Annotated in this window: 21 protein-coding genes; 8 read left to right on the top strand and 13 right to left on the bottom strand. The window is 66.4% G+C overall.

Annotated elements, in window-relative coordinates; all coding sequences use genetic code 11:
* Position 1: 1 nt before the first annotated feature.
* Positions 2–1,246 (bottom strand): DNA polymerase IV, encoded by a 1,245-nt coding sequence (locus ACIQC9_RS03460; protein ID WP_400612412.1) that lies wholly within the window; start codon positions 1,244–1,246, stop codon positions 2–4.
* A gap of 116 nt (positions 1,247–1,362) precedes the next feature.
* Between ACIQC9_RS03460 and ACIQC9_RS03465 the strand changes: the two genes are divergently transcribed.
* Together ACIQC9_RS03465 and ACIQC9_RS03470 are read left to right on the top strand one after the other, a co-directional pair.
* Positions 1,363–1,728, top strand: coding sequence for a response regulator (locus ACIQC9_RS03465; protein WP_400612414.1), 366 nt, complete (start codon positions 1,363–1,365; stop codon positions 1,726–1,728).
* A complete protein-coding gene (locus tag ACIQC9_RS03470) occupies positions 1,725–3,089 on the top strand; it encodes a PleD family two-component system response regulator (RefSeq protein WP_400612416.1) in 1,365 nt (454 codons plus the stop codon). The genes ACIQC9_RS03465 and ACIQC9_RS03470 overlap by 4 nt, the downstream gene beginning before the upstream one ends.
* 3 nt (positions 3,090–3,092) lie before the next feature.
* Here ACIQC9_RS03470 and ACIQC9_RS03475 read toward each other — a convergent pair whose 3' ends face one another.
* The 3 genes from ACIQC9_RS03475 to ACIQC9_RS03485 all read right to left on the bottom strand — a co-directional run bounded on the left by ACIQC9_RS03475 (position 3,093) and on the right by ACIQC9_RS03485 (position 6,745).
* Positions 3,093–4,511, bottom strand: coding sequence for a response regulator (locus ACIQC9_RS03475; RefSeq protein ID WP_400612418.1), 1,419 nt, complete (start codon positions 4,509–4,511; stop codon positions 3,093–3,095).
* Positions 4,512–4,639: 128 nt separating this feature from the next.
* Positions 4,640–4,807, bottom strand: a complete 168-nt coding sequence (gene rpmG, locus ACIQC9_RS03480) for a 50S ribosomal protein L33 (protein WP_029417689.1) — start codon at positions 4,805–4,807, stop codon at positions 4,640–4,642.
* Between the two features lie 81 nt (positions 4,808–4,888).
* Positions 4,889–6,745 (bottom strand): sulfotransferase, encoded by a 1,857-nt coding sequence (locus ACIQC9_RS03485; protein WP_400612420.1) that lies wholly within the window; start codon positions 6,743–6,745, stop codon positions 4,889–4,891.
* 77 nt (positions 6,746–6,822) lie between these two features.
* On the opposite strand from ACIQC9_RS03485, the gene ACIQC9_RS03490 reads away from it, so the two are divergent.
* The gene (locus tag ACIQC9_RS03490; RefSeq protein ID WP_400612422.1) at positions 6,823–7,383 is read left to right on the top strand and encodes a hypothetical protein; all 561 of its coding nucleotides are present in this window, start codon (positions 6,823–6,825) and stop codon (positions 7,381–7,383) included.
* Here ACIQC9_RS03490 and ACIQC9_RS03495 read toward each other — a convergent pair.
* Together ACIQC9_RS03495 and ACIQC9_RS03500 are read right to left on the bottom strand one after the other, a co-directional pair.
* On the bottom strand, positions 7,380–7,790 hold the full coding sequence (locus tag ACIQC9_RS03495) for a DUF5990 family protein (protein WP_400612424.1): 411 nt from the start codon (positions 7,788–7,790) through the stop codon (positions 7,380–7,382). The two genes, ACIQC9_RS03490 and ACIQC9_RS03495, sit on opposite strands and share 4 nt — an antisense overlap.
* 2 nt (positions 7,791–7,792) lie before the next feature.
* Positions 7,793–8,512, bottom strand: a complete 720-nt coding sequence (locus ACIQC9_RS03500; protein WP_400612426.1) for an NUDIX hydrolase — start codon at positions 8,510–8,512, stop codon at positions 7,793–7,795.
* Between the two features lie 105 nt (positions 8,513–8,617).
* Here ACIQC9_RS03500 and ACIQC9_RS03505 point away from each other — a divergent pair, with 105 nt between their 5' ends.
* A complete protein-coding gene (locus ACIQC9_RS03505) occupies positions 8,618–8,956 on the top strand; it encodes a hypothetical protein (protein ID WP_400612428.1) in 339 nt (112 codons plus the stop codon).
* 84 nt (positions 8,957–9,040) lie between these two features.
* Positions 9,041–9,640, top strand: coding sequence for a Pr6Pr family membrane protein (locus ACIQC9_RS03510; protein WP_400612430.1), 600 nt, complete (start codon positions 9,041–9,043; stop codon positions 9,638–9,640).
* A gap of 1 nt (position 9,641) precedes the next feature.
* Here the strand turns inward: ACIQC9_RS03510 and rnr are convergent, their stop codons facing one another.
* On the bottom strand, positions 9,642–11,966 hold the full coding sequence (gene rnr, locus ACIQC9_RS03515) for a ribonuclease R (protein ID WP_400612432.1): 2,325 nt from the start codon (positions 11,964–11,966) through the stop codon (positions 9,642–9,644).
* A gap of 113 nt (positions 11,967–12,079) precedes the next feature.
* Between rnr and ACIQC9_RS03520 the strand changes: the two genes are divergently transcribed.
* Together ACIQC9_RS03520 and ACIQC9_RS03525 are read left to right on the top strand one after the other, a co-directional pair.
* Positions 12,080–13,483 carry a pyridoxal-phosphate dependent enzyme gene (locus tag ACIQC9_RS03520; RefSeq protein ID WP_400612435.1) on the top strand — a complete coding sequence of 468 codons (1,404 nt, stop codon included), beginning with the start codon at positions 12,080–12,082 and terminating at the stop codon, positions 13,481–13,483.
* Positions 13,484–13,487: 4 nt separating this feature from the next.
* On the top strand, positions 13,488–14,651 hold the full coding sequence (locus tag ACIQC9_RS03525) for a cystathionine gamma-synthase (protein ID WP_400612437.1): 1,164 nt from the start codon (positions 13,488–13,490) through the stop codon (positions 14,649–14,651).
* Here the strand turns inward: ACIQC9_RS03525 and ACIQC9_RS03530 are convergent.
* From ACIQC9_RS03530 to ACIQC9_RS03550, 5 genes are all read right to left on the bottom strand, one after another.
* Positions 14,648–14,908, bottom strand: coding sequence for a hypothetical protein (locus tag ACIQC9_RS03530; RefSeq protein ID WP_400612439.1), 261 nt, complete (start codon positions 14,906–14,908; stop codon positions 14,648–14,650). The two genes, ACIQC9_RS03525 and ACIQC9_RS03530, sit on opposite strands and share 4 nt — an antisense overlap.
* Positions 14,909–14,979: 71 nt before the next feature.
* On the bottom strand, positions 14,980–15,192 hold the full coding sequence (locus tag ACIQC9_RS03535) for a cold-shock protein (protein ID WP_400612441.1): 213 nt from the start codon (positions 15,190–15,192) through the stop codon (positions 14,980–14,982).
* A gap of 248 nt (positions 15,193–15,440) precedes the next feature.
* Positions 15,441–15,653: a cold-shock protein gene (locus ACIQC9_RS03540; RefSeq protein ID WP_400612443.1), complete on the bottom strand. Its 213-nt coding sequence runs from the start codon at positions 15,651–15,653 to the stop codon at positions 15,441–15,443.
* 163 nt (positions 15,654–15,816) lie between these two features.
* Entirely contained in the window at positions 15,817–16,032 is a 216-nt protein-coding gene (locus ACIQC9_RS03545; RefSeq protein WP_400612446.1) for a hypothetical protein, read from the bottom strand.
* A 56-nt stretch (positions 16,033–16,088) separates the two neighbouring features.
* A complete protein-coding gene (locus tag ACIQC9_RS03550) occupies positions 16,089–16,775 on the bottom strand; it encodes a TorF family putative porin (RefSeq protein WP_400612448.1) in 687 nt (228 codons plus the stop codon).
* Between the two features lie 121 nt (positions 16,776–16,896).
* On the opposite strand from ACIQC9_RS03550, the gene ACIQC9_RS03555 reads away from it, so the two are divergent.
* Positions 16,897–17,295 (top strand): hypothetical protein, encoded by a 399-nt coding sequence (locus tag ACIQC9_RS03555; protein WP_400612450.1) that lies wholly within the window; start codon positions 16,897–16,899, stop codon positions 17,293–17,295.
* Between the two features lie 146 nt (positions 17,296–17,441).
* Here ACIQC9_RS03555 and ACIQC9_RS03560 read toward each other — a convergent pair whose 3' ends face one another.
* Positions 17,442–18,374, bottom strand: coding sequence for an NAD(P)H-dependent flavin oxidoreductase (locus ACIQC9_RS03560; protein ID WP_400612452.1), 933 nt, complete (start codon positions 18,372–18,374; stop codon positions 17,442–17,444).
* Positions 18,375–18,431: the final 57 nt, after the last annotated feature.

The following is an 18,431-nucleotide window of genomic DNA, read 5'->3' on the forward strand; positions in this document are numbered from 1 at the left end:
TTCAGCCCTTCAGCGCGCGCCCGGCCACGACCGCGTCCCGCCCGAACTTCTCGCGCAGGGCGTCGATGGCCTTCTCGGTCTTGAGGGTGCGGGTTTCCGTGGTTTCGAACAGGACGGGCGTGTCGACGGCGTCGATGACCTCGCCCATGCCGATGCCGATCAGACGGTATGGGATGCCCAGCTCGGGGCCCATCAGGTCGCGCCCGGCGGCGAACAGGGCGCGGGCGGTCTGGATGGGTTCGGGCAGGCTGATCCGCCGGGTTACGATCCTGAAGTCCGTTCTGCGCAGCTTCAGCACGATGACGCGGCTGGCGACGCCGTCCTTGCGCGCCTTCGATGCCAGCTTCTCGCACAGGGGCCAGAGTTCGGCTTCGAGGTCTTCCGCGCTGGTGAGGTCTTCATTGAAGGTGGTCTCGGCGCTCATGCCCTTGCGGTCGCGCTCGGGATTGACGGCCCGGTGGTCGCGGCCGTGGGAGAGGTTGTGCAGGCGCAGGCCGGTCTCGCCGTAGAGTTTGACCAGATCGCGAACCTCCGCCGCAGCGAGATCGCCGACCGTGGCGTAGCCGTCGCTCTGAAGCGTCTTCCTGAAGACCGGGCCGACGCCGGGCAGGATGCCGACCGGCTTGGGGGCCAGCAGGGCGGCGGCCTCTGTGCCGATGACCGAGAAGCCGCGTGGCTTGTCCAGCTCTGACGCCACCTTGGCGAGGAAGCGGTTCAGGGCCAGGCCGATGGAGACGCTGAGGCCGGTCTCATCTTCGATACGCTTCTGCAGGCGGACGAGCTGGAGCGCGGGCGGGCCGCCGTTCAGGCGTTCGGTGCCAGCGAGGTCGATCCAGGCCTCATCCAGCGACAGGGTCTGCACCAGAGGCGTCAGCTCTCGAACGAAGCCGAAGATGCGCTGGCTCTCGGGGACGTATTTGGAGAAGTCGGGCTTGATAACCACGGCCTCGGGGCAGGCCTTCAGCGCCTTGAACATCGGCATGGCAGAGCCGACGCCGTACAGGCGGGCGACGTAACAGGCGGTGGAGACCACCCCACGCTTGCCGCCGCCGATGATCACCGGAAGGTCGCGCAACTCGGGCCGGTCGCGCTTTTCCACCGAGGCGTAGAAGGCGTCGCAGTCGAGGTGGGCGATCGTCAGCTGGTCGAGCTCGGGATGCGCGATCACGCGCCGCGACATGCAGACGCCGCACCGGTCCACCACGCGGTCGGCGGTCCAGAGGCAATCGCGGCAGATGGATTTCATTGGTTCGCAGTGTGCCTGAAGGCGGGCTTCACCCCAACTTAAGACTGCATCGCGCAGGGTGCATCGGAAGAAGGCGAAGACGCCTCGTGTTTCAGGCGTGAACAGGCCGGGTGGTGATGTCGAAGAAGGTCCTCATCGTCGAGGATAATGAGCTGAACATGAAGCTGTTTCATGATCTGCTCGACTCGCAGGGTTACGAGACCCTGCAGACCCGCGAGGGCCTGCAGGCGCTGGCCCTCGCGCGCCAACATCATCCCGACCTGATCCTGATGGACATCCAGCTGCCCGAGATCAGCGGCCTTGAGGTCACCAAGTGGCTGAAGGACGACGAGGAACTGGCTCACATCCCGGTCGTCGCGGTCACCGCCTTCGCCATGAAGGGCGATGAGGAGCGGATCCGGCAGGGCGGCTGCGAGGCCTATATCTCCAAACCCATCTCGGTGATGCATTTCCTCGAGGTCGTGAGGAAGCATCTGGGATGACGGCGCGTATTCTTGTCGTTGACGACGTCGAGCCCAACGTCCGGCTTCTCGAAGCCAAGCTGACGCTGGAATACTACGAAGTGCTGACCGCCACGGACGGCGCGACGGCGCTGGAGATCGCGTCGTCAGAGCGGCCCGACATTATCCTGCTGGACGTCATGATGCCCGGCATGGACGGGTTCGAGACCTGCCGACGGCTGAAAGCCGATCCGGTGACGCGACACATCCCGGTGGTGCTTGTCACCGCGCTGGATGGCCGCGAGGACAAGATCAAGGGACTGGGCGTCGGCGCCGACGACTTCGTCACCAAGCCGATCGACGACGTCATCCTGTTCGCCCGCGTGAAATCGCTGGTGCGGCTCAAGTCCGTGATGGACGAGCTGCGCGAGCGCGAGGAAAGCGGACGCCGGCTGGGCGTCGACACTGATGGCGCGGGCCGACTGCGCGGGTCGGGAGGACGCATTCTGGTCGTCGACGACAACGAGATCCAGGCCCAGGCCGTTGCGGATCACATGGCGGGCGAACACCGACCCACGGTCGAAGCCGACCCGTCTGGTGCGCTCATCGCCGCGCGGGGCCCGATCGATCTGATGATCGTCAATGTCTCCAGCTCGGGCTTCGACGGCCTGCGGTTCATCGCCCAGGCGCGCTCGACGGAGGCGTCGCGCAAGGCCCCGATCCTTGCCGTGGTGGACCCCGCCGACCGGCCGCGCCTGCTGAAGGCGCTGGAGCTGGGCGTCAACGACATTCTGCCCAAGCCGGTGGATCCAGAAGAGTTGGAAGCGCGGGCGCGGACGCAGATCAAGCGCAAGCGCTACGCCGATTTCCTGAAGCAGAAGCTGGACTACAGCCTTGAGATGGCCGTCACCGACGCTCTGACCGGGCTGCATAACCGCCGCTACATGGCCGGTCAGCTGCAGGGCATGATGGGCCGGGCGGGGCAGGGCGGCGATCCCGTCGCCGTGCTGGTCATGGACATCGACCACTTCAAGTCGGTCAACGACAGCTTCGGCCACGACGCCGGTGACGAGGTGCTGCGCGAGTTCGCGGTGCGGCTGGCGACCAACGTGCGCGCCATCGACCTGCCATGCCGTCTGGGCGGCGAGGAGTTTGTCGTCGTCATGCCGGGCGCGACGCTGGAAGACGCGACGCGCGTGGCAGACCGCATCTGCCGCGACGTGGCCAGCCAGCCGTTCCCGATCATGGGCGGCTTGGAAGGCCTGACGATCACCGTCTCGGTCGGCGTGGCGTCCAGCGACGGCGTCAGCGATACGCCGGACGCCCTACTGAAGCGGGCGGACGAAGGCGTCTATGAGGCCAAGGGCCGGGGCCGCAACCAGGTCATCGCCCGGGCCGCCTAGGGGTCAGGCGGCGCAGACCGCCTCAACATCCCCGATCTCGTCGCTCTCCCGGGGCCGGGACCAGAAGTCCACCTTCTCAAGCAGGCCGAGGATGTTGACGGGTTTGCCCAGCACATCATCCATGCCGGCCTCCGCGTATTCCACCAACTGCTCCGGCAAGGTGTTGGCGGTGACGGCGACGATGGGCGTGCGGCCGGCCGCGCCGGGCAGGGCGCGGATAGCGCGGGTCGCCTCGACGCCGTCCATGACCGGCATCTGGATGTCCATCAGGATCAGGTCCCAAACCTGCGACCGCGCCATCTCGAGACCCTGACGTCCATCGTCAGCGGTGGCGCAGATGATGCCCTGGACGGACAGGATGGTGGTGACGAGTGCGCGATTGCTGTCGTTGTCATCGACGTAAAGCACCTGGAGGGCGCTGATCTCGTCGGTGGCGGCGTCGTCCGCCCGGACGGTTTCCGACATGGTTTCCACCGAAGCGACAGGGACAGCCTCTTCCGCGATCATGGATTCGACGAGCAAGGACAGGCGCTGGCCGGCTTCGTGGATGCGGCGGGACTGGTCCTGTTGTGCGGGTTCGAGGTCGGCCTGCGTCAGCAGTTCGGAGAAGCCCAGCACGGCGTTCAGGGGCGTCCGAAGCTCGTGAGACATCTCCGTCAGGAAGCGCTGGCGGGCATCAAACATGGCGGCGGTCTGCTCGGCCGTGGCGCGGGCGGTCTCGGCGACGACGCGCTGGGTCACGTCCTGCTCGTTCAGCAGCACGCCCGTCGCGCCGGTCACGGGGTCGAGGACAGTGCGGGCGTCGACGTGGTGCCAGCGCAGGCCTTCGTCGGTCATCATCTCACGCATGCCGCCGCTGGACCCGCCTGACAGGGCCGCGGCCAGCAGGGTCTCGCCGTCATCGCGGTCGGCGAAGTGATCGACAAAGCCGCCTTCCACGTCGCCGTAGGCTGCGTGCGCGGCGGGGTTGGCGAACAGACGACGACCGTCGGCGTCGAACAGGGTGATGGGCGTTGAGGTGTGGCGGAGGGCCTCAACGGCGCGCCGCTCCTCGGCCTCGACATCAGCGGGCGCGGCCTCGAACAGCAGGACAATACGGCCATCCTCCAGCGCGAAAGACGAAATGGTCGCCTGCACCGTGACGGGCGCGCCGTTGGGATAGAAGGTCCAGCGCTCGCTGAGTTCGGAACCGTCCGCCGTGGCGCGCATCAGGCGCTCGGTGCGGGCGACGACGGCCGCAGACAGGTTCGAGAAGTCGCGGGCCAGCAGCTCTTCGCGAGATTCTGCGCCCCAGAGCGTGAGCGCGGCGGGATTGGCGTAAACGCCCTCGCGCGACCAGGGATCGAACATCCAGATCGGACGGCGCAGCTGGTCCCAGGACCGGAACAAGGCGGCGGTGGCGTCCGAAAGCTCTGCGTCCATGGCCCGAGTATGACACGCCGGGCCTGAAGCAAGGCTTAAGCGGGGCCTGTCCAGCGCGACGATCAGGGCAAAGAAAAACGCCCGGCCAGAGGGCCGGGCGTCCTTGAAAACGTCAGCAGATCAAGTGCTTACTTGATCTTGCCTTCCTTGAACTCGACGTGCTTCTTGACGACCGGGTCGTACTTCTTGACGACCATCTTTTCGGTCATCGTACGGGCGTTCTTCTTGGTGACGTAGAAGAAGCCGGTGTCGGCGGTCGAGTTGAGGCGGATCTTGATGGAGGCGGGCTTGGCCATCGGAATTACCTTTGCGACGGCGAAAGCCGCTTGAAACGAGAGGCGCGGAACATACTCAGGCGCGCTCCGAAGTCAACCGGTTCAGCGGAACGCGCGAAGACGGTCCAGCGTGGGCTGTAGCGAAGGCAGCAGCGGTTCGATCTCGGCGGCGTTCTTGCGCCACTTTTCAGGGGCGGGTGACGACAGGGTGTGACGCGAGTCGGGCAGGGGACCAGCGGTGCGCTGCGCCAGCGCCGGATCGAACTGGATGTCGGCGAAATCGGCGATCCCGCGGGCCACGGCGGCCGGATCGGCGACGAAGTCGCTGTAGCGCACCACATGACGGCGATCGGCGGGCAGGGCCGACAGGTCGTCCATCACCGTCTGATTGGTCACGCGCCACTGATAGGCGGCGATCTCGGGCAGGGGGCGGCCCTTCAGCGCCTGCCAGCCCTGCGGCAGCAGCAGGGACCACGGGCCGTCCCAGCCCTGCAGTTGCGGATAGGTGACCCAGCCCCCCGCGCGCCACGCGTCGATGATGCTGGAGATGTTCTCTTCCGGCTCTCGCCACAGGAAGACGAAGCGGGCGTCCGGGAACAGGGCGTCGAACAGCGGGATGCGCAGGGCGTTCTTGGGCGTCTTCTCCAGCAGGCGAACCGACGGCGCGTTGTCGAACGCCGGGGCGTCGGCGCGGCGCAGGCGCTCGGCCAGACGCGACTTCATCGCCAGCGCCAGTTCAGGCGTCAGATGTTCGGCGGTGAGGCGGTTGGAATCCACGCCGGGCGCGCCGGGCGCCAGCTTGCGGAACCCCTCGACCAGCCAGTGGGCCTCTCCGCCCGGGTTATGCAGCTGGGGCGTGACGGCCATGGTTTCGTAGAGCGCCGTACTGCCTGAGCGAGGAGCGGCGACGATGATCAGGGGGCGGTCGTAATCCGGGGTCTTGATCACCGGCCGACCCACAGCTTGCGCGGTCTGGTCGGGGGCGGACGCGACAGACGGAGAGGCCGCGACGCCCGCTGCGGAGATGTTGACCGCATACGCCCCGATGCGCTGGCCGACCACGCGGATGGCGGGCATCTGGTTGCCGGCGATGCGCAGATCCTCGCCGAGGCCGGACAACTGCGCCATCAACTGCTCCAGCCGCTTGCGGTAGTGGGGCACGCCCCGATCGGTATCGGCGAACAGGGACCAGAGCTGCCGCCAGTCCTGACGAAAGCCATAGAGCAGGCGCTCGAACGCCTTGAACTCGGCACGACCGGCATCGCCGGGCTTGATCGAGACGGTCTCGCCCAACAGGTCGATCAGCAGTGCATCCACCTCTGACGGCGGCATGACGCGGTAGACATTGTGCTGCTCGGTCGCGATGCCGACGCGGGCGCCGGGCTGGAACGGCACGGTCTGAACTGGCAGGTCCTGTTCACCGGCGGCGTGCGCCATGTCCCAGAAGCGGCTGTTGCCGGTGGTGTCGGCGACGAGGTGGACGCGTTCGATGCCAGAGTTGTTCTCGACCTTGTGCGGACGCCAATTGTCGAAAATCCAGCTCTCGCCCTCGGCCATGTGGACGACCTGGTCGTCGCAGAAGAACTTCACGTCGGGCGTGGTGACGATGGGGATGTGCAGCCGGACCCGGTGGAACCAGTGATAATTGATGTCGGTGTGCAGCGGCACCGTTGAGGACGGTCCCAGCTTCATCAGGCGCGAGCGGCTCCAGACCACGCCGAAGTGGGACAGGACCTGCTGGAGATAGGGCGCGGCCTTCAGATGCTCCGTCGGCGCCATCGGGCCGGCGACGTCGTCGTTCTCGCCCCCGCCCACCGTGATCAGTCGAAGGGCGCTGTTGCCGGGGATGTTGTTGGGGTGCTTGACCCAGGCCTCGGCCGGGAAGGCGGCGATCTCCGCCTGCAGGCGCGCAACGTCGAAGCGGAAGGGCAGCTTTATGAACGGCGCCTGGAGTTTCATGTCTGAGGGATAGCAGCGGTGGGCGATGCGTCAAAGCGGCCGCTCGACGGCCGCGGGGATGCGGATAGGGTGGTCGGATGATCCGATCGATCCTCCTCGCCGCTTCCCTGTTCGTCGCCGCCTGCGGCACGACGCCTGTCGCCGCAGAGCCGCAGGACCGGTTCATGGCGCGGCTGAATGATCTGTGCGGCAAGAAATTTGCGGGTCGGGTGGTCACGGACGATCCTGCGGACGCCGCCTTCGCCAGCGCGCCGCTGGTCATGCACGTGCGGGACTGTTCGGCGGACGAGGTGCGCATTCCCTTCGCGGTCGGCGAGGATCGCTCGCGGACGTGGGTGGTGACGCGAACGGACGTCGGGGTTCGGCTGAAGCACGATCATCGTCACCCGGACGGGACCGAGGATGTGCTGAGCCAGTACGGCGGTGATACGGCGTCCGAAGGCACGGCGGAGCGGCAAACCTTTCCGGTGGACCAGTTCTCGAAAGATTTGTTCACGCGCGAGGGCCGGACCGTGTCCAACACCAACGTCTGGGCGATTGAGGTCCATCCCGATCGGATGTTCGCCTACGAACTGCGCCGGCCCGAGGGGCGGTTCTTTCGGGTGGAGTTCGATCTGACGCGGCCGCTGGCTGACTAGACCGCGCGCCAGCCGGTCGTTGAGCGCACCGTGGCGCAAGCGGGCGAACCGTCCTTGCCGCGACCGGGCAGAACGATCTCAAGCACACGACCGGCGCGGGCCCCTGCCAGCAGGGCCGCCGGGATGTCGTGGATATCGATCTTGGCGCGGCGGCTCCACGCGCTGGCGTGATCGCCGGCCGATGTGCCGATGCGGATGTAGACGAACCGACGCTCGGGGCCCTCCCGGCGCACGAAGGGACCGAGGAAACGGTTATCGGCGGACAGGCGGATCGGGACGTCGAAGGACAGCGGCGCATCGCCGGCGGTGACCGGCTCGAACGGGGCGTCGTCCTGCTGCAGGCTGTAGCGGACGCCCGGCACAGGGTCGGCGATGGTCAGGCGCAGGGTGATGGACGTGTCGGCCATGGTCAGTCCTGATGCTCCACCACATGCGCCCCGCGAACCATGCGGACAAACGGTAAGGGCCGATCCGGATGCGTGAGGCGCTGCGAAACCTCTCCCAGAACGAAGCGCGTGATGGCGGGGAGATCAAGCGCGCGCGCTTCTTCAATCGGCAGCCACTCGATCTCGTCCAGTTCCCCGGACCCTGCGGTCGGCTCGGGATGCAGCAGGGCGGCGGCGTCGGCCATGAAGAAGCGGGCGTCGAAGCGGCGGGTGCGGCCCGGCGGGGTGATAGCTCGGGCGACGTAGGACAGGGCAGCGAGGTGGGGCAGGGCGCCGGCAGCGCGGAACTCCCTCCACGGTCCGGGGACAGATGCGGGAGCGGCTGGCTCGGCGAGGAGCAGGCCCGTCTCCTCGAAGGTCTCGCGGACGGCGGCGAGCGCGAGGGCACGGGCGCGGCGGGGGGGGACCTCGCGGGTCAGGCGGGCTTGATCACTTGTGGCGAGTTCAGTCGCGGACGCGGCGGAGGCGTCCGTGCGCTCGACCCGGCCGCCGGGGAAAACCCATTTGGAGGCCATGAAGACATGGCCCCTCGCGCGCCGGCCCATCAACACCTCAGTGCGATCAGGTCGGCCGCGGGTCAGGATCAGGGTGGCGGCGTCCTTCGGGCGCTGGCGGTCGCCGGTTCGGGGCGCGTCGCGCAGGTCCTGATCGCCATCGAAGGGCTGAACGGTCTCGGAAGGCATTGATCGGCCTTAGCACGCCCGGAGCAGATCGGGGCGTGGGCTTACCAAGAGTTCACTGGCGGTCGCGGCCGGTCGGCGCGACGGTAAGTGAACGGAGGATCGCTCATGACATCGACTGCCCTTCTGCTCATCGCCGTGCTCGCGGGGGCATCGCCCGCTCCACCGGACTTCTGCCGAACCATCGAGCCGACGCAGGCCCAGCGCGAAACGCAGTTCTCGAACGCCAACGCTATCGGACCTTTCGCCATGCGCTCGCAAGCGGGCTCGACGTCCTGCGACTTCCGTCAGCAAAGGGAGGGTGGCTGCACCCTCCGCGCGCCCGGACTGATCCACATCACCCTGAACGGCCGCCACACCTGGTATCAGGTCGAGCCCGGCCGCGATGTTCGTGTTGAGGTGGCGAACGGCGTCGCGACTTGTCGGGTGCTGGGCAGGGCGGCATAGCGCGCTCTACAGCCGCCTTGGCGCCTCCCGGACGACCGTGCTTGAGTGACGCGGGTTTGGGAGGGGGCGATGAGGGAATACTCGGTGATTGGCCGGCTGGCGGCCGGACTTCTGGCGCTCACAGGTTGGCTGGGGCTCGTTCTTTATCTGGTCGCCGGTGTCGCGAGCCAGAACGGCGACTTGCTGCGCGCGGTCTGGGTCAATCTCGGCTACCTGACCGACCTCTCCAATCTGCTTCTCGCGGTGGTGATGACAGGCGTCGCGCTGGGGGTCAGGCCGCTGTCGCGTCCGCACATCGTCGGCTGGGCGATCGCGGCGAACACGACGGTCGGCGTCGGCTTCTGGCTGATCGGCGGGACGCTGACGGTCCGGGAGTCAGCGCTGGAGGATATCCTGCTGCACGCCGTGACCCCTTGGGCAGGACTGCTGTTCTGGTTGTTGTTCGCGCCCAAGGGCGTTTTGCGCTGGAAGCGGGCCCTCCTCTGGCTCGCGTGGCCGATCGGCTATTTCGCGTATGCCTTGGCGCGGGGGGCCATGACCGGCGACTACGCCTACCCCTTCCTTGATCCTGCACAGTCGAGCGCGGCGGATATCGCTGCGATCGTTGGAATGATCACGGCCGTGCTTGCGGGATGGACGGTCGCGCTGCTGTTGTTGGATCGCGTCATGGGCAGGCGGGGCTAGTTCACCGCCGCTTGCCCTTGCGTACGCCCTTGAGGCCGCCTGACGGACGACCGCCCTTGGGCGGCTTGGGTCCACCCGGGCGGTTGGCGCCGCGCTTGGGATAGCCGCCGACCTTGTCGCCGCGCGCACGCATGCCCAGACGGGCAGCGGGCGCATTCGGATCGCGCGGGCCGGGTTCGCTCAACATCTCGAACAGCAGGCCGCCAGTGACAGGGGTCGCTTCGCGCAGCTTCACCTCCACCTTGCGGCCGAGGATCCAGCGCTGTCCTGTGCGCTCGCCGACGAGGGCGTGCGTACGGTCGTCGTGGGTGAAGTATTCGCCGCCCAGCGACGAGACGGGCACGAGACCATCCGCGCCGGTTTCGTCCAGCCGAACGAACAGGCCGAAACGGGTGACCCCGGTGATGCGGCCGGTGAAGGTCGCGCCGACGCGATCCTCCAGATAGGCGGCGATGTAGCGGTCCATGGCGTCGCGCTCGGCGGCCATGGACCGGCGCTCCGTCATGACGACGTGTTCGGCGATGGCCGGCAGTTCGGCGATCTCGCGGTCCGTCAGCCCGTCCTTGCCGAGGCCCAGCGCGCGGATCAGGCCGCGGTGCACGATCAGGTCGGAGTAGCGACGGATCGGCGAGGTGAAGTGGGCGTAGCGGTCGAGGTTCAGACCGAAGTGGCCGACGTTCTCGGCGGAATAGATGGCCTGCATCTGGGTGCGCAGCACGACCTCGTTGACGACCTCGGCGTGTTCGCCCTCGCGGGTCTCGTCCAGCAGCTTGTTGAAGCGTTTGGTCGTCGCCGGCTCGCCCTTGGTCCACGGCTTGCCGATGGTCGAGAGGAAGTCGCCGAGATTGAACAGCTTCTCCTGACTGGGCGCGTCGTGGACGCGGTAGAGCAGGGGCGTCTTTTTCTGCTCCAGCGTCTCGGCGGCGCAGACGTTAGCCTGGATCATCATCTCCTCAATCAGCCGGTGGGCTTCGAGGGAAACGCGAGCCTCGATTGAGGTGATCTCGCCCTGCGTATTCATGCGGATGCGGCGCTCGGCGCTCTCGATCTGCAGCGGGCTGCGCTTCAGCCGACCCTTGAGCATGGCGTGATACGCATTCCAGAGCGGAAAAAGGATCTGCTCCATGATCGGGCCGGTCGTGTCGTCGGGCTGGCCGTCGATGGCGGCCTGCGCCTGCTCATAGGACAGCTTGGCCTTGGAGCGCATCAGGCCGCGGACGAACCTGTGGCCTGTCTTGCGGCCATCCTTGTCGAAGACCATGCGCACGGCGATGCAGGCGCGGTTGTCGCCCTCGGTCAGGCTGCACAGGCCGTTGGACAGGCGTTCGGGCAGCATGGGCTCGACGCGGTCGGGGAAGTAGGTCGAGTTGCCCTTGTCGCGAGCCTCCCGGTCCAGATTGGTGTTCGGGCGGACGTAGGCGGCGACATCCGCGATGGCGACCCAGACGATCCAGCCGCCCTCGTTCTTCGGATCCTCGTCGCGGTGCGCATAGACGGCGTCGTCGTGGTCGCGGGCGTCGGCGGGGTCGATGGTGATCAGTGGCAGTTCGCGCAGGTCCTCGCGACCCTTGAGCGACGGCAGTTCCTGATCCCCGGCCTCGGCCTCGACAGCCTCGGAGAAGCCGGTCGGGACATTATGGGCGTGAATGGCGATCAGGGAGGCGGCGCGGGCGTCGTCCTCGCGGCCGATGGTCTCGAGGATTTTGCCGCGCTTGGGCCCGTAGCGCTGATCGCCCTTCTCGATGGCGGCCAGCACGAGGTCGCCGTCTTTCAGGCCCTCGGCTTGCGCGTGTGGGACCAGCAGCACGTCCTTCGAGCGGCGGTCGACGGGCTCGACCCGAACCTCGCGGTTGGACTTGCGGATGACGCCCAGGACGCGGGTGCGCTCGCTGTCCAGCTTCTTGACCAGGCGGGCTTCCCAGCCTTCGCCGCCACGGGCGAACTTGACGAGCAGGCGATCGCCCATGCCGGGCGCGGGGCCCGTGCGGCCGGAGTTGTCGGGAACCAGAAGGGCGCGCGGCGCGTCGGGCGAGGCCTCGACGAGGCGGACGTACATTTCGCCGTCCACGTCGCGCTCGACCACGTCGGCGACGCCGACCGGGGGCAGGGCGCCGGCTTCGCTGAAGCCCTTGCGACCGCGTTTGCCGAGGGCGCCTTCGGCCTCAAGCTCGCGGATCATTTCACGCAGGGCGCGACGGTCGCCGCCCTTCAGCCCGAAGTGGCGGGCGATGTCTGTTTTTTCGGCCGAACCGGCCTCGCGAAGGAAGGCGAGGAGGGTGGGCTTGTCGGGGAGGCCGGCAGGGGGACGGCTGGATGATTTTGTCATGTGAGTCCTTTGATACCGCGCTTCGGCGCTCTTCGAGAGGCGAAATCTTGCGCGGCTTGTGATGAGGGTGGGGCGCGCCTAGCTTCCGGCGCTGAGCCCCACGGAGTCTGTGAATGTCTGTCGCCTCTTCCCCGGTCCTGTCCGGTCCCACCGGCTCTCTGCTGGACCTGATCGGCAAGACGCCGATGGTGGAGGTGACGAAGATCGGCACCGGGAAATGCCGGCTGTTCCTGAAGCTGGAGAGCCAGAACCCGGGCGGGTCGATCAAGGACCGCATCGCCCTGTCGATGATCGCAGCGGCGGAAGCGGAGGGGTTTTTGAAGCCCGGCGGAACCATCGTGGAAGCGACGGCCGGCAACACGGGTCTGGCGCTGACACTCGTCGGGCAGGCCAAGGGTTATAAGGTGCTTCTGGTCATCCCGGACAAGATGTCGAAGGAAAAAATCCAGCATTTGAGGGCGATGGGCGCGGATGTTCGCCTGACGCGTTCGGACGTGCCGCACGGACATCCGGAATACTACACCGACATGGCCGAACGGCTGGCGCAGCAGATTCCGGGCGGGTTCTACGTCAACCAGTTCGCCAACGACGCCAACTCCGAGGCCCACTTCAAAACAACGGGGCCGGAAATCTGGGAGCAGCTGGACGGCAAGGTCGACGCCTTCGTGGCCGGGATCGGGTCGGGCGGCACCATCACCGGGATCGCGCGCTTCCTGAAGTCGAAGGGCTCGAAGGCCGAGATCATTCTGGCGGACCCCGTCGGGTCGACGCTGGCGGGAATCGTCAACGACGGCGTGCCGGGGCCGGAAGGCAGCTACACCGTCGAGGGCATTGGTCAGAACTTCGTGCCGGATACGGCGGACATGAGCCTGATCGACAAGGCCTATTCGATCCCGGACAGCGAGGCGATTGGGACAGTGCGGGAACTGCTGCTCAAGGAAGGCGTGCTGGCGGGGTCGTCGTCGGGGACGCTGATCGCCTCCGCGCTGCGCTGGTGCCGGGAACAGACCGAGCCGAAGACCTGCGTCACCTTCGTCTGCGACACCGGGGCCAAGTACCTGTCGAAGGTCTACAACGACGCCTGGCTGGCGGATCAGGGGATCGGCGAGCGCGAACTTCACGGCGACCTGTCGGACCTGATCACGCGCAAGTACGAGGACGGCGCGGTGGTCTTCGCCGGGCCCGAGGATACTCTGGACACCGCGTTCAAGCGCATGCGGGGCGCCGACGTGTCCCAGCTGCCGATCATTCAGGACGGCCGTCTCATCGGCATTCTGGACGAGAGCGATCTGGTTCATGTGATGAACACCGACGAGATCACCCGCAAGGAGCGGTTCGCCAAGCCGGTGTCGTCGGCCATGACCCGCGATCTGGACACGGTGCAGGCGTCGGAATCGCTGGACGCCCTGATCCCGCTGTTCGACCGCGACAGGGTGGCGATCGTGCTGGACGGCGAGCGGTTCGTGGGGCTGATCACGCGGACCGACCTGATCAACCATCTGAGCCTGAACCGGTAAGCCCATGGCGAATCTCAAGAACAGCCAGGGCTTCTCTACCCGCGCAATCCATGCGGGCCAGCGGCCGGACCCGACGACCGGCGCGGTAATGACGCCGATTTATGCGACCTCGACCTACGCCCAGGAAAGCCCCGGCGTGAACAAGGGCTATGAGTACGCCCGCGGCAAGAACCCGACGCGGGAGGCCTTCGAGGCCTGTCTGGCGGATCTGGAGGGCGGGACGCACGGGTTTGGCTTCGCTTCGGGCATGGCCGCGACATCGACCGCGCTGGAGCTGCTGGATGCGGGGGCTCACATCGTCACGGGCGATGACCTGTACGGAGGCTCTTGGCGTCTGTTTGAGCGGGTAAGGCGGCGGTCGATGGGGCTGGACTTCAGCTATGTCGATCTGTCGGACCTGTCGGCGGTCGAGGCGACGATCACCGACAAGACCCGGATGTTGTGGGTCGAGACGCCGACCAATCCGCTGATGAAGCTGGCCGACATCGCGGGCCTGTCAAAGATCGCGAAAGCGCACGACCTGCTGCTGATCGTCGACAACACCTTCGCCACGCCCTGGAGCCAGCAGCCGCTGAAGCTGGGCGCGGACGTCGTCATGCACTCGGCCACCAAGTATCTGAACGGCCATTCCGACATCATCGGCGGGGCGCTGGTGACCGGGAGCGCCGACCTCGCGACCCAGATCAAGTTCCTGCAGAACTCGGTAGGCGGGGTTATGGGGCCTTTCGACGCCTTCCTGGCCAACCGGGGGCTGAAGACTCTGGGCCTGCGCATGAAGGCGCACAACGAGAACGCCCTGACCGTCGCGCGCTGGCTGGAAGCCCGCAAAGGCGTGGCGAGCGTGGTCTATCCCGGCCTGATCAGTCATCCGCAGCACGATCTGGCCTCGCGGCAGATGAACGGCCGCTACGGCGGCATGGTCACCGCCTTCATCGACGGCGACCTGTCACGGACAAAGCAGGTGCTGGAACGGTTTCAGGTCTTCACGCTGGCGGAGTCTCTGGGCGGGGTCGAAAGCTTGGTGAACCACCCGGCCATCATGACCCACGCCTCGGTGCCGAAAGACGTGCGCGAAGCCGGCGGCGTGACCGACAACCTGATCCGGCTGTCGGTCGGTGTGGAAGACATCGACGATCTGATCGCCGATCTGGATCAGGCGCTGGCCTAGGCCGCCTTTGACGGCAGTGCGGTCTGGTGACCGGTCGCGGGGATAGCCTTCTTCTTGGCCGGGGCGCGGGCCTTCTTGACGGTCGTGGTCGGCAGGGCGGCGCGACGGGCGGTTTCGTCGTCGATCAGTGGAATGATGTCGGCGGCGGCCAGAACCTGTGTGCTGGAGCCGTGCTCGACCAGCCGGGCGGCGTTTACGCGCAGGGACTTGAGGTCGGGATCGCTCATGGCGGGGATCATGTCGGCCAGCGGGGTCATGGTCGTCTCCTTGAAAGGGAAGGTGTGGTCGGGCCGGCGCCTCTCGGCGGCCGGCCCTTCCGGATCTGGATCTACTCGGCGGCCTTCAGGCGGCCGGCGGATTCCTTGCCCGAACGCGAGTCGCGTTCGACTTCGTAGGAGATCTTCTGGTTTTCGTTGAGCGAGCCCAGATCGGACGTCTCGACGGCCGAGGCGTGGACGAAGACGTCCTTGCCGCCGTCATCCGGCTGGATGAAGCCGTAGCCCTTGGTGGAATTGTACCATTTTACAGTGCCGGTAGCCATTTTCAGGACCTCCGCAAGCATTGGCCGCAGGAAGGATGTCCTGGTCGGCCTGTCGGATTCTGAATGGGATCGGCTTTGGACCTCGGTGCGCGATGCAAAGGGCAGCAGCGTTTCGCAGAGAGATCGACCACACACAGGTGGGCGCTTCGGGCGACAATAGCAAGGCCTGTGTCAGCGGGCGGACATGGAAACGGCGGCGAAGGTCGCCCCTCGCCGCCGTCAAATCCGTGTCGTTAGACAGGTGGGGCTTAGCCCTCGACCTTCAGCTGACCGGCCGATTCCTTGCCGGAACGGCGATCGCGCTCGATCTCGTACGAGACCTTCTGATTTTCGTCGAGGCCGCGCAGGCCAGCCTGTTCGACGGCCGAGATGTGGACGAAGACGTCCTTGCCGCCGTCATCCGGCTGGATGAAGCCGTAGCCCTTGGTGCCGTTGAACCATTTTACAGTGCCGGTAGCCATCGTAGACCTCCGTTTGGCGTTGGCCTCAGGGAACAGCCCCTGAAGGCCTGTCGGGTCTGAATGGAGCGGCTGACCTTCGTGCGAAGCAGAGGGTGGCGTTTCGCAGAACGAGATCGACGTTTCGCCTTCTGCACCCAAGGGGCGGCGAAAGCAAGGCCGGGGCTCAGGCGTTTGGTTCAGCCTCAGCCGTGTCGACATAGTTGTCCTGACACAGCTTGCGCAGCGCCGCGGTCAGGGTCGGTCCGTACAGGGAGTCATTGATGCGGTCGAAGCCCTCGGTCGAGAGGGCGGCCTTGATGTCGCTGACATTGCGGCAGGAGCCGCCGCGAGCCAGTTCGTAGGCGCGTTCAAGAGTCGTCGGTCTGTGCGTGGTGGTCATGGCCCTAGATGGGGACGATGAACGCCGGTGTCGACCCTTGCGCGCAATAAGCTTTGCTAGAAGGCCACGCTGATGCCGGCGACGAGGGCGTCGGCATACTGTTCGCCGGGTACATCGGCGTCAGTGGCGTGATAGCGCACCTCGGCCTCCAGATTGCGGGTCAGTGCGTAGGTGAAGCCCGCGTTCCAGCCGGTGTAGTCAACGCTGTTGTCCTGCTCGCGACGACCGATCTCGACCGTGCCGGTCAGCTTGTTGGTGAAGTCCCAGCCGCCGCGAAGGGCGACCCAGGTCCAGGCCTCGGTCGAGCCGGTGCTGTCGGGCGAGTGCTGGAGGCGCACCCGGGCGCTGGCGGGGCCGATCGAGCGCTTGATATTGGCGGTGAACTCCCACGCCGCATCGTCCGTGCCCGGATCAGCATTCACATGCCACTTGTGCTCGGCGTTCAGGTCGAGGTCGAAGCCGGCGATCTGCGGACGCACGCCGGCGCTGAGGGCGATTTCCAGCTCGGAGCCGGTCGAGGCCTTGATCGTCTCGAACTGCGGTCCGGCGTAGAACAGGCCGGACGCGCTCTCCCACTGGGCCTCGCCCCAGACGTAGGGATCACCGTCGGACTTGGACGCGTCCTTGGAGCGGTTGTCAGTGGCTGCGCCAAGAGAGAAGGACCAGGGGTTCCGCGAGTCCTGGGCATGGGCAGCGCCTGCAGCGGCGATGAACAGCGAGGCAATCAGACAGGTTCGGATCATGGGGCACCAGACGCGCGGAAAGACGCGGGTGTTCCTAGACCAATCAGGGCCTGTCTGTGAACCCGTCCGGGAACGGATCAATCCACGCTTGCCGTCAGTAACGTGCGCCGTAGCGGGTCCGATGAAACTGGCGACCACCGTTCAGCTCAAGCGCGCACTGGGTTCCGATATCCGCGCGCATGTCCGCCTGGCGACGCATAACGGCAGCCCGCGCGAGAACGGTGCAGTCGTAAGCCCTGACCTCAGGCCCATCGGCCAAAATGTATCCGTACCCGTTGGCGCAAGCAACCTCGAAAATGTTCCGCCGGCGGATCGTCTGTCCAACCCGGGCAGCATCGACCACGTCACACTCGGTTCCTGTCGCCGAAAGGATATCGCTGGTCTGCCGTTCGACTTCCCGGATTTCTGCGGGTGTGAAGGCGCGGAGACGCATGGTCGCGTCCTGACGATTCAGGGCCTGAATGGTCGGCTGCATCGCTTCCTTCTGGAGAGCGAGTATCGAACCGGGATCAGACTGTAGCGGCGGAGGGGAGGGGTTGGGAGTCTGGGCCGCCGCCAAGGACGGTGCGCATAAGCCAACACCAGCACTCAGAACCATCAACAGACGCCGCATTTCGACCTCCCAAACCGATCCTGGCTAAAGTTGTACAACCCTTGATATCGGAGTCAATCAACCCATGACAGGGCGTTCATGCGTTGAGTGGCGTCGCGATATTCCTGCTTCAGGCGGGCGGCGAGCTCGCCGGTGGGCAGAACGTCGTGGATCGCGCCCGCGCCCTGACCGGCCGACCATACAGTCTTCCACGCCTTGGCTTCCTCGCCCATGTCCAGCTTGTGCTCGGGCAGGGATTTGGGATCGATGCCGTTCTCGACCAGCGAGGGGGTCAGGAAGTTGGCGGGGATGCCCGAGACGGCAGGGGTGTAGGTGATGTCCATCGAGCCGGCCTCGACGATCATCTCCTTGTAGTGGCCCTGCGCCTCACTCTCGGTCGTGGCGATGAAGCGGGTGCCCATGTAGGCGAAGTCCGCGCCCATCGTCAGGGCGGCGGCGACGTCGCGGCCGGTGGACAGGCAGCCGGACAGGATGATGGTCCCGTCGAAGAAGCCGCGCACCTCTTCCACCAGCGCAAATGGATTGACCACGCCCGCATGGCCACCCGCGCCGTTCGCGACGAGGATCAGTCCGTCCACGCCGGCCTGCGCCGCCTTCTTCGCGTGGCGCACGTTGGCGATGTCGTGGAAGACCACGCCACCGTAGCCGTGCACTGCGTCAACCAGATCGCGCACCGCACCCAGCGAGGTGATGACCAGCGGGACCTGCTCGGCCACCGTGACCTCGAGGTCCGCCATCAGGCGGGCGTTGGTCGGGTGGACGATGTGGTTGACGCCGTATCCGGCGGCCTCAGGCGTCAGGCGCGACTTGATGTCGTGCAGCCACTCCCGATAGCCCTCGGTGGTGCGCTGGTTCAGGGACGGGAAGGTCCCGATCATGCCGGCGTTGCAGGTCTCAACGACCAGATCAGGACCGGAGACGAGGAACATCGGCGCCGCGATCACCGGCAGCTTGAGCCCCTTCTTCAGCGAAGCCGGAATGGCCATGGTCGTCTCCCCGCGTTGTCTTTCGCTACGGATAGCGGGGTGACGATGGGGAAGGCA

This window comes from Brevundimonas sp. NPDC092305 (assembly GCF_044755415.1).
In the GTDB taxonomy this organism is placed as follows: Bacteria; Pseudomonadota; Alphaproteobacteria; order Caulobacterales; family Caulobacteraceae; genus Brevundimonas.

Coding starts and splice junctions, on each gene's coding strand:
- ACIQC9_RS03475 (WP_400612418.1), bottom strand. CDS start 4,511: ATGGACGCAGAGCTTTCGGACGCCACCGCCGCCTTGTTCCGGTCCTGG.
- ACIQC9_RS03535 (WP_400612441.1), bottom strand. CDS start 15,192: ATGGCTACCGGCACTGTAAAATGGTACAATTCCACCAAGGGCTACGGC.
- ACIQC9_RS03495 (WP_400612424.1), bottom strand. CDS start 7,790: ATGGCCGACACGTCCATCACCCTGCGCCTGACCATCGCCGACCCTGTG.
- ACIQC9_RS03490 (WP_400612422.1), top strand. CDS start 6,823: ATGATCCGATCGATCCTCCTCGCCGCTTCCCTGTTCGTCGCCGCCTGC.
- ACIQC9_RS03525 (WP_400612437.1), top strand. CDS start 13,488: ATGGCGAATCTCAAGAACAGCCAGGGCTTCTCTACCCGCGCAATCCAT.
- ACIQC9_RS03485 (WP_400612420.1), bottom strand. CDS start 6,745: ATGAAACTCCAGGCGCCGTTCATAAAGCTGCCCTTCCGCTTCGACGTT.
- ACIQC9_RS03505 (WP_400612428.1), top strand. CDS start 8,618: ATGACATCGACTGCCCTTCTGCTCATCGCCGTGCTCGCGGGGGCATCG.
- rpmG (WP_029417689.1), bottom strand. CDS start 4,807: ATGGCCAAGCCCGCCTCCATCAAGATCCGCCTCAACTCGACCGCCGAC.
- ACIQC9_RS03520 (WP_400612435.1), top strand. CDS start 12,080: ATGTCTGTCGCCTCTTCCCCGGTCCTGTCCGGTCCCACCGGCTCTCTG.
- ACIQC9_RS03560 (WP_400612452.1), bottom strand. CDS start 18,374: ATGGCCATTCCGGCTTCGCTGAAGAAGGGGCTCAAGCTGCCGGTGATC.
- ACIQC9_RS03545 (WP_400612446.1), bottom strand. CDS start 16,032: ATGACCACCACGCACAGACCGACGACTCTTGAACGCGCCTACGAACTG.
- ACIQC9_RS03555 (WP_400612450.1), top strand. CDS start 16,897: ATGAAACTGGCGACCACCGTTCAGCTCAAGCGCGCACTGGGTTCCGAT.
- rnr (WP_400612432.1), bottom strand. CDS start 11,966: ATGACAAAATCATCCAGCCGTCCCCCTGCCGGCCTCCCCGACAAGCCC.
- ACIQC9_RS03540 (WP_400612443.1), bottom strand. CDS start 15,653: ATGGCTACCGGCACTGTAAAATGGTTCAACGGCACCAAGGGCTACGGC.
- ACIQC9_RS03460 (WP_400612412.1), bottom strand. CDS start 1,246: ATGAAATCCATCTGCCGCGATTGCCTCTGGACCGCCGACCGCGTGGTG.
- ACIQC9_RS03500 (WP_400612426.1), bottom strand. CDS start 8,512: ATGCCTTCCGAGACCGTTCAGCCCTTCGATGGCGATCAGGACCTGCGC.
- ACIQC9_RS03550 (WP_400612448.1), bottom strand. CDS start 16,775: ATGATCCGAACCTGTCTGATTGCCTCGCTGTTCATCGCCGCTGCAGGC.
- ACIQC9_RS03530 (WP_400612439.1), bottom strand. CDS start 14,908: ATGACCCCGCTGGCCGACATGATCCCCGCCATGAGCGATCCCGACCTC.
- ACIQC9_RS03465 (WP_400612414.1), top strand. CDS start 1,363: ATGTCGAAGAAGGTCCTCATCGTCGAGGATAATGAGCTGAACATGAAG.
- ACIQC9_RS03470 (WP_400612416.1), top strand. CDS start 1,725: ATGACGGCGCGTATTCTTGTCGTTGACGACGTCGAGCCCAACGTCCGG.